Consider the following 8,273-nt stretch of genomic DNA (forward strand, 5'->3'; position numbering starts at 1 on the left):
CTGCGGCCGATCGATGCCGACGGCAACAGCGCCAACGGTGATACGGCCTTCACCTTCACCGCGGGTGGTGCCTTCACCAACACCGGGCATGAAGTGATCGTCCAGGCGGCCGGCGAGGGCGTCTACACCGTCCTGGGCGACGTCAATGGCGACGGCACGGCCGATTTCGCCATCACCGTCCATTCCGCCACTGCCCTGGTGGCCGGCGACTTCCTGCTGTAGCTGCCGTCGATCCGGCGTTGCCGCGATCTGGACCTAACGGCCCACGCGGCCTTTGAGCATAGTCCCGGCCATCGCACGCTTCGGCGGCGCCGATGCGACAGAAGGGGTGTTCCATGTCACTGACCATCACCGGCACCAATGGCACGGGATCGAGAACGTCGTCGGCTCTGGCTTCAACGACATCCTGACTGGTGACGACGGCGTCAATTCACTGTCCGGCAGCAACGGCAGCGACGTGCTCCGCAGCGGTGCCGGTGCCGACTCATCAACGTGATCTCCGACCACGCCCTGACCGCCAGCGACTTCGTGCTGTAGCCGCCGCCTGGCGCATCACGCCCGGTGGTAGGGGTGTCCGCTCAGGATGGTCTGGGCGCGGTAGATCTGCTCGGCCAGCATCGCCCGGGCCAGCATGTGCGGCCAGGTCAGGCGGCCGAAGGACAGCAGCAGGTCGGCGCGGTCGCGCACGCTGTCGTCATGGCCGTCGGCGCCGCCGATGACGAAGGCGGTGTCTCCGCGGGCCTCGTCGCGCCAGCGGGCCAGGATGCGGGCCAGACCGGCGCTGTCCAGGTCGCGGCCGCGCTCATCCAGCACCACCGTGGCGGCGCCGGCCGGCAGCGCGCCGAGCAGCAGCGACGCTTCCTCACGCCTGAGCGCGGCGCCCGTCAGCCCCTTGCGGGCCTCGACCTCGCGCAGCGTGATCGGCCAGGCGGACCGGCCGACATAATCGGCGAACAGGTCGCGCAACGGCCCGGGGCGGGCGCGGCCGACCGCAGCGATGGTCAGCCGCATGCCGTCAGGTCAAGCCGTGGCGGCGACGCGGGTCACGCGCTCGGCATCGTCGTCCCACATCTTCTCGAGGGCGTAGAAATCCCGCACCTCGGGCCGGAACAGGTGGACGATGACGTCGCCGGCATCGATCAGCACCCAGTCGCCGCGCGCCTGGCCTTCGACCAGGATCGGGCCCGGGGCCAGCGTCTTCAGCCGGTCCATCAGATGGTCGGCCATGGCGGCGACCTGGCGCGAGGAGCGGCCGGTGGCGATGATCAGGCTGTCGGCGATGGAGGACCGGCCGATCAGGTCGATCACGACCAGGTCTTCGGCCTTGTCGTCGTCGAGCGAGGTCAGGGCGGTCTCGAGAAGGGGCCGGGCAACGCTGGCTGCGAGACCCGGCGGCAAACGCCCGGCTTCGGCCCGGGGCGTCTCGGTGTTCGGTTGTATGGCGTTCACCTCAAAGGTTGCACGGTGGTCGCGGTCAAAAACAGTACGACGTCGATCTTAACATAGCCGCGGCGTGTCGCTGCCACGGTGGTCTCTCAACGGTGCCATCTCTTGGCGGGCTAGCGCCAAGAGCTTCTCAACGCGATCGCGGCGCGTCAGCGCCACGAGGCGGGCGGGGGGTGGCGAGACGTTCGCGCCGCCCGCAGCGCCGTGGCCGAGGCCGGATGGCGCTTTGCCAGGAAAAACACCCAGGAAGGCGGGGCCGTTCCCGCCAGGGTCCGGGCGTGGTCCTGGTCGATCCGCGCCGTCGCAAATCGCCGCGCCGCCAACCCCGACAGCGCTCTTAAAGAATAGGAAGGCCGGTCGTAGACGGCAACGGGCACGGTCTCGAAGATTTTCCGCCACTTCTGCCAGTGCCGGATCTGCGCCAGGTTGTCGGCCCCCATCAGCCAGACGAACTCGGTCCGCGGGAACCTCGCGGCCAGGGCCTGCAGCGTGTCGGCGGTGAAGCGGGTGCCCAGCTCGGCCTCGATCCCGGTGACCACGATGCGCGGGTGGTGCCGGGCGGCGGCGCGGGCCGAATCCAGCCGGTCGGCGAATGGCGCCATGCCCTGCACCGGCTTCAGCGGGTTCTGCGGCGACACCAGCCACCACACCGCGTCCAGCCCCAGCCGCTTCATCGCCTCCAGGCTGATGTGGCGGTGGCCGGCATGGGCAGGGTTGAAGGAGCCGCCGAGCAGCGCCACCCGGCAGCCGTCCCAGATCCGGCCATGGCGCGGGTTGGGCGGGGACATCACCACCGCGGGTTCTTCCCGTCACGAGAAGAAGCAGCGGTCGAGGGGCTGATGCGAAGAACCTGCTGGTGCAATCGGGGGGTGTTCCTGCGCCGGCCGTCAGGGCCGGGTCTGGCCGGTGCCGCGGACGAGGTATTTGGTGCTCGTCAGCTGCTCGGTGCCGACCGGGCCGCGGGCATGCAGCCGGCCGGTGGCGATGCCGATCTCGCCGCCCATGCCGAATTCGCCGCCATCGGCGAACTGGGTCGAGGCGTTGACCAGCACGATGGCGCTGTCGACCCGGTCCAGGAACCGCTCCGTCGCCGTCGGGTCGGCGGTGATGATGCTGTCGGTGTGGTGGCTGCCGTGCAGATTGACGTGCTCGATCGCGGCGTCCAGCCCGTCCACCGTCTTCACCGACAGGATGGCGTCGAGATATTCGGTGTCCCAGTCGGTGTCGGAGGCGGCGATGACGCGCGGGTCGATCGCCTGCACCACGGTGTCGCCGCGGATCTCGCAGCCGGCCTCTATCAGGTCGTCCAGGATCGGCCGCAGCATGGAGCCGGCGACGCTGCGGTCGATCAGCAGCGTCTCGGTGGCGCCGCACACGCCGGTGCGCCGCATCTTGGCGTTGAACACGACGCGCCGCGCCATTTCCGGGTCGGCGGCCTCATGGACATAGGTGTGGTTGATGCCGTCCTCGTGCCACAGCACCGGGATCCGGCTGTCCGCCGCCACCCGGGCGGTCAGCGACTTGCCGCCGCGCGGGATGATGACGTCGACGAATTCGGTCAAGCCCAAGAGCTCGCCCACCGCGGCGCGGTCGGTGGTCGGGATCAGCTGCACCGCGCTGCGCGGCAGCCCGGCCTTCTTCAGCCCGTGGCCGATCGCGGCGGCGATGGCGGTCGAGCTGTGGAAGCTTTCCGAGCCGCAGCGCAGGATGCAGGCATTGCCGGCCTTCAGGCATAGCGCCGCGGCATCGGCGGTGACGTTGGGCCGGCTTTCGAAGATCACGCCGACGACGCCGAGCGGCACCCGCACCCGCTGGAAGCGCAGGCCGTTCGGCTGGGTCCAGTCGGCCAGCACGTCGCCGATCGGGTCGGGCAGGGCCGCCACCGCCTCTAGCCCCACGGCGATCGCCTCGATCCGCTTGTCGTCCAGGACCAGGCGGTCGATGAAGGCCGGGCTGGTGCCGTTCTGCCGCGCCAGCGCCAGATCCTCGGCATTGGCGGCCAGGATCACCGCCCGGTCATCGCGGATTGCCGCCGCCGCAGCCGCCAGCGCCGCATCCTTCTGCGGTCGCGGCGCCAGGGCCAGCACGGCGGCCGCGGCGCGGGCGCCCGTGCCCAGGCGGCGCATCAGGTCGCCAACGGCTTCGGCGGGGGTCTCGGTCTCGGCGTCCAAAAGGTCGGTCATCACAGGGCTTCCAAGGTCGAAGCGCGGAGACTAACCCGGATTTCCGCGGATATCACCGCGTATCGGTCGCAGAGGCGCCATGTTCGGTGGTGCCATGTTCGGCGGTGCCGTGCCCGTCCTCGCTGCGATCCTCCGCCGGGCCGCGCAGCATCGCCAGGTTCAGCGCGGTGTTGATGACGCCGATATGGCTGAAGGCCTGCGGGAAGTTGCCGAGCTGCCGCTTGGCGATCGGGTCGTACTCCTCCGCCAGCAGCCCGACATCGTTGGCCAGGCCCAGCAGGCGCTCATACAGCACGGTGGCGCGGTCGACGGCGCCGATCATCGCCAACGCATCGGCCAGCCAGAAGCTGCAGACCAGGAAAGTGCCTTCCTCGCCGGCCAGCCCGTCGACGCCCGATTCCGTCTCATAGCGGCGGGCCAGGCCGTCGATCGTCAGCTCGCGCTCGATCGCCTCGACCGTGCTGACCACCCGGGAGTCGTCGGGCGGCAGGAAGCCGACCATCGGCATCTGCAGCAGTGCCGCGTCCAGCATCTCCGACCCGTAGGACTGGGTGAAGCTGTTGCGCTTTTCGGAGAAGCCCTTGGCGCAGATCTCGGCATGGATGCGGTCGCGCAGGGCCCGCCAGACCTTGACCGGCCCCTCCAGCCCGAACTGCTCGACCGCCTTGATCGACCGGTCGAAGGCGACCCAGGCCATCATCTTGCTGTGCACGAAATGCCGGCGCGGGCCGCGGATCTCCCACAAGCCCTCATCCGGCTTGTCCCAGATCTTCTCGAGATAGCCCAGCAGCACGCGCTGCACCCGCCAGCCGTCGCTGGGATGGGTCAAATGCTTCTTGCGGGCGGCGTGGATGGCGTCCAGCAGCTCGCCATAGACGTCGAGCTGCAGCTGGGCATGGGCGCCGTTGCCGATCCGCACCGGCTTGCTGCCCTCATAGCCGGCCAGCCACGGGATCTCCAGCTCGGTCAGCCTGCGTTCGCCGGCCAGGCCGTACATGATCTGCAGCTGTTCCGGCCGGCCCGCCGCGGCACGGCGCAGCCAGTCGCGCCATGACGCCGCCTCCTCGGTGAAGCCGGCGCCGAGCAGGGCGTACAGGGTCAGCGTCGCGTCGCGGATCCAGCAGTAGCGGTAGTCCCAGTTGCGCTCGCCGCCGATCTCCTCGGGCAGGGAGGTGGTGGCGGCGGCGACGATGCCGCCGGTCGGCGCATAGGTCAGTGCCTTGAGGGTGAGGGCGGAGCGCAGCACGATGTCGCGATAGGGGCCGTCATAGGTGCAGTGCTGCGCCCAGCCATGCCACCAGGTCTCCGTGTCGGTCAGCGCGCGGATCGGGTCGAGCGGCCCGGGTTCCGTGAGATGGGAGGGATACCAGGTCAGCACGAAGGGGATGCGGTCGCCGGCCTCGACCGTGAAGTCGCCGACCGTCTTCATCGATTCGCCGTGCAGCGCAATCGGCGAGCGGAAGCGCAGCCCGTTCGGCCCGGCAATGGCAACCATGCCGTCCGGCCGGTGGCGCACCCAAGGCACGATCCGGCCGTAGTCGAAGCGGAACGACGCCTCCATCCGCATTGGCACGCTGCCGCTGCGGCCCTCGACCAGGCGGATGATCGAGATCTCGTCCTCGCGATGCGGGAACGGCATGAAGTCGATCACGGCGACGGTGCCCTGGTCGGTCTCGAACTCGGTCTCCAGCACCAGGGTGTTGTCGCGGTAGCGGCGGGTGGTGCGGACCGCGACATCGCCATCCGGCGCGATCTGCCAATGGCCGTTCTCGGTGTCGCCCAGCAGCCGGGCGAAGCAGGATTCGGAATCGAAGCGCGGCAGGCACAGCCAGTCGATCGACCCGTCGCGGCCGACCAGCGCCATGGTCCGGCAGTTGCCGATGACGGCATAGTCCTCGATCCGCAAGGCAGGGCCCTTGAACCGGCCTTCGGCGCGGCTGCGGTGCTGCTTGCCGGTGGCCTTGCCTTCGCTGCCGTCGGGGGCTGGGGTGGGCACTGCGTCCGGGTGCCCTGTCGCTGCCGCCATTTCGGTCTCCGCTGTAACGTCACAGGTCTGGGAAAGAACCATACCCCGGGCTTTGTTCCGCCCGGCGGGGCGACACGGTGTCCCGGTATCATAGCGGACCGGAGCCAGGCCGTCCCGGCGCCCCGCGACGCAGACGAATTGGCTGGGGGCCGGCCTACACCGGCGCGGGGCGGGCGCTACGGCATTCGACCGACAGCAGCAGGCCGAAGCCGGCGACCACGGCCACGGCGGCGGCGCCGATCGTCGCCTCGATGCCCAGCGTGTCGAAGAACCGGCCGGCGCCGAAGGCGACCGCGACGATGCCGAGATTGAGCAGGCTGGCGGTCAGGGCGACCAGGGTGCCGCGCAGCGGCGCCGCCATCCCGGCCAGCACCGCCTGGTGCGTCGGCCCGGCGATGCCATAGCCCAGCGCCCACAGCGCCGCGGCCGCCACCGCCAGCGGCACCGGCAGGGGCGGCAGCACGCCCAGCGCCAGGATGCCGGCGATGGTGCCGGCAATGCCGGCCAGCACCGCCCGCGACGGGCTGCCCAGCCAGCGCACCACCGGCGGGATCAGCAGGTTGCCGGTAATGGTGGCCAGGCCGAACAGGCCCATCGCCAGCCCCAGCCCCTCGGTCGGCAGGCCATAGCGGCGGCGCAGGATCTCGGCCATGACCGTGATGACCCCGACCGACACGCCGAGCCACAGGAAGGTGGCCAGCAGCCGCGGCGTCGCGCCGGCCTGGCGGAATGCCGCGGCGATGCTGCCGGCCACGCCGATCCGGGGCCGCGGGCCCGGCCGGGGCAGCGGCATGGCGGCGACGGCGGCGGCAGCCAGCAGGGCCGCCACGCTCATCGCCGCATAGGCCAGGCGCCAGTCCAGCCGCGCCGCGACCAGGGCGGCACAGGCCGGGGTCAGGACGAAGCTGACGGTCAGCCCGGCCAGGATCCGGCCCATCGCCGCCGGCTGCCGCGGCGCGTCGACCGTGTCGGCGACGATCGCCATGGCGTTCGGCTGCATGGCGGCACCGCTCAGCCCGGCCAGGGCGGCGCAGGGCAGGGCGATGGCGAACAGCGGCGCGCAGGCGATCCCGGCATTGGCGATGGCGAAGCCGACCAGGGCCGGCAGCAGCAGGGCCTTGCGCCCCAGCCGGTCGGACAGCGGGCCGAACAGCGGCGCGGACACGGCGTAGACCAGGGCGTAGGCCGCCGGCATCCAGGCGATCCGGGCCGCCGGTACGCCGAAGCTCTCGCCCATAGGCGCCATCATCGGGCTGGCCACCACCTCGGCGGCGCCGATCAGGAACATCACCAGCATCAGCGGCAGCAGCCGCCGGCCGGGCAAGGAATGGCCGGACGGGGAATGGCCAGACGGGAAGGGGCCGGGCAGGGCGTTCATGGGGCAATCATCGCATGACGATCACCCGAAGCTGGGCACGGGAACGCAGGCGAGCTTCGGGCGAGGAGTCCTGCGTGGCCGGCGGAAGCGATCCGGTCGACCCGGCGACTATAGCCGGCTGCGACGCGATGTCGATGCGACGTGGACCCTTGCACCGGATGCAGGGCGATCAATCGACAACTGCATCATTTGACGTTGTCTTCTGAGAAATCGGCGCCAATCTGTTGAACATGAAGGCGTTGCGCATCCTGGCCCTGATGGCGGCCATTCTCGCGACGCCGTGCGGGACTCTCTCGGCGGCGGACCCGCCGACGCGCCTCGACCTCCTGTTCGACCAACTGCAGGCGGCCGGTGACCCGCTGGAAGCGCAGCGCCTGGAGCGCGAGATTTGGACCGCCTGGCTGGACTATGACGGGGCCGATCCCGTGGCCGCCGAGCTGCTCGGCCGCGGCAACACCGCGCTGGAGCAGCATGACTACGCCGTGGCCGAAGCCGCCTTCACCGCCCTGGTCGAACGGGCGCCGGGCTTTGCCGAAGGCTGGGACCGGCGGGCGGTGACCCGGTTCCTGCGCGGCAATTGCGGCGGCGCGGTCGGCGATATCGGCCGCACGCTGGCGCTGGAGCCGCGCCATTTCGGCGCCTGGTTCGGCCTTGGCCTGTGCCGCACCCTGGGCCGCGACTATCCGGGCGCGCTGGCCGCCTTCGAACGGGTGCTGACCCTCGACCCGCATTACGCCGCCGCCCGCAGCCAGGCCGCGCTGATCCGCAAATACCTGGCCGGCTATCCGCTGTAGGGCTGATTATCTCCGGCGCAGCAGCCGGGCGACATCGTCCCACACCGGCACGACCGCCAGGAACAGCACCAGCGCCGCCAGCGGCAGGGTCGTGACGAAGCCGATCCGGCTGAAGCCGATGGCCCCGACCACGCCGCCGGCGAAGAACATCAGCACCAGCGACGCCAGCAGCCGCAGCTTCTGCTGGTCCGCGACCACCGGCGGCCGGCCGGACGACCCGTCGCCGTTCCAATAGGCCAGCTTGCCGAGCTCGATGCCGATATCGGTGATCATGCCGGTCAGGTGGGTGGTGCGGATCCGCGCCTGCGAGATCTTGGTGATGATGGCGTTCTGCAGCCCCATGATGAAGCACAGCAGGGCGACCGCCGCCGGCACCACCGGTCCGCCCGGCCGGACCAGCAGCGGGCCGAGCAGGCCGAGGCAGAGCAGCAACCCGGCCTCGACCA

At 70.6% G+C, this 8,273-nt stretch carries 9 protein-coding genes and 1 pseudogene; 3 read left to right on the plus strand and 7 right to left on the minus strand.

Features of this window, described 5'->3' with window-relative positions; translation table 11 throughout:
* Both AC3XYG_RS14845 and AC3XYG_RS14850 read left to right on the plus strand, forming a co-directional pair.
* The coding region (locus tag AC3XYG_RS14845; protein ID WP_489140613.1) for a hypothetical protein at positions 1-222 on the plus strand (222 nt) is incomplete at its 5' end.
* 106 nt (positions 223-328) lie between these two features.
* Entirely contained in the window at positions 329-496 is a 168-nt protein-coding gene (locus AC3XYG_RS14850) for a hypothetical protein (RefSeq protein WP_489140614.1), read from the plus strand.
* 56 nt (positions 497-552) lie between these two features.
* Here AC3XYG_RS14850 and rlmH read toward each other — a convergent pair whose 3' ends face one another.
* From rlmH to AC3XYG_RS14880, 6 genes are all read right to left on the minus strand, one after another.
* Positions 553-1,011, minus strand: a complete 459-nt coding sequence (gene rlmH / locus AC3XYG_RS14855; protein WP_489140615.1) for a 23S rRNA (pseudouridine(1915)-N(3))-methyltransferase RlmH — start codon at positions 1,009-1,011, stop codon at positions 553-555.
* A gap of 9 nt (positions 1,012-1,020) precedes the next feature.
* Complete coding sequence (rsfS, locus tag AC3XYG_RS14860) at positions 1,021-1,449, minus strand: ribosome silencing factor (protein ID WP_489140616.1); 429 nt, start codon at positions 1,447-1,449, stop codon at positions 1,021-1,023.
* 146 nt (positions 1,450-1,595) lie between these two features.
* Complete coding sequence (locus AC3XYG_RS14865) at positions 1,596-2,234, minus strand: nicotinate-nucleotide adenylyltransferase (RefSeq protein WP_489140621.1); 639 nt, start codon at positions 2,232-2,234, stop codon at positions 1,596-1,598.
* Between the two features lie 99 nt (positions 2,235-2,333).
* A complete protein-coding gene (locus tag AC3XYG_RS14870; RefSeq protein ID WP_489140617.1) occupies positions 2,334-3,629 on the minus strand; it encodes a glutamate-5-semialdehyde dehydrogenase in 1,296 nt (431 codons plus the stop codon).
* Positions 3,630-3,681: 52 nt separating this feature from the next.
* Complete coding sequence (locus AC3XYG_RS14875; RefSeq protein WP_489140618.1) at positions 3,682-5,655, minus strand: glycoside hydrolase family 15 protein; 1,974 nt, start codon at positions 5,653-5,655, stop codon at positions 3,682-3,684.
* Positions 5,656-5,809: 154 nt separating this feature from the next.
* Positions 5,810-7,033 (minus strand): MFS transporter, encoded by a 1,224-nt coding sequence (locus tag AC3XYG_RS14880; RefSeq protein ID WP_489140619.1) that lies wholly within the window; start codon positions 7,031-7,033, stop codon positions 5,810-5,812.
* 230 nt (positions 7,034-7,263) lie between these two features.
* On the opposite strand from AC3XYG_RS14880, the gene AC3XYG_RS14885 reads away from it, so the two are divergent.
* Positions 7,264-7,827 carry a tetratricopeptide repeat protein gene (locus AC3XYG_RS14885; RefSeq protein WP_489140620.1) on the plus strand — a complete coding sequence of 188 codons (564 nt, stop codon included), beginning with the start codon at positions 7,264-7,266 and terminating at the stop codon, positions 7,825-7,827.
* Positions 7,828-7,857: 30 nt separating this feature from the next.
* Here the strand turns inward: AC3XYG_RS14885 and AC3XYG_RS14890 are convergent.
* Positions 7,858-8,273: pseudogene (locus tag AC3XYG_RS14890) on the minus strand (YoaK family protein); the annotation flags it as partial.

It is taken from the genome of Inquilinus sp. (assembly GCF_057815775.1).

Coding starts and splice junctions, on each gene's coding strand:
- rlmH (WP_489140615.1), bottom strand. CDS start 1,011: ATGCGGCTGACCATCGCTGCGGTCGGCCGCGCCCGCCCCGGGCCGTTG.
- AC3XYG_RS14865 (WP_489140621.1), bottom strand. CDS start 2,234: ATGTCCCCGCCCAACCCGCGCCATGGCCGGATCTGGGACGGCTGCCGG.
- AC3XYG_RS14870 (WP_489140617.1), bottom strand. CDS start 3,629: ATGACCGACCTTTTGGACGCCGAGACCGAGACCCCCGCCGAAGCCGTT.
- AC3XYG_RS14875 (WP_489140618.1), bottom strand. CDS start 5,655: ATGGCGGCAGCGACAGGGCACCCGGACGCAGTGCCCACCCCAGCCCCC.
- AC3XYG_RS14880 (WP_489140619.1), bottom strand. CDS start 7,033: ATGAACGCCCTGCCCGGCCCCTTCCCGTCTGGCCATTCCCCGTCCGGC.
- AC3XYG_RS14885 (WP_489140620.1), top strand. CDS start 7,264: ATGAAGGCGTTGCGCATCCTGGCCCTGATGGCGGCCATTCTCGCGACG.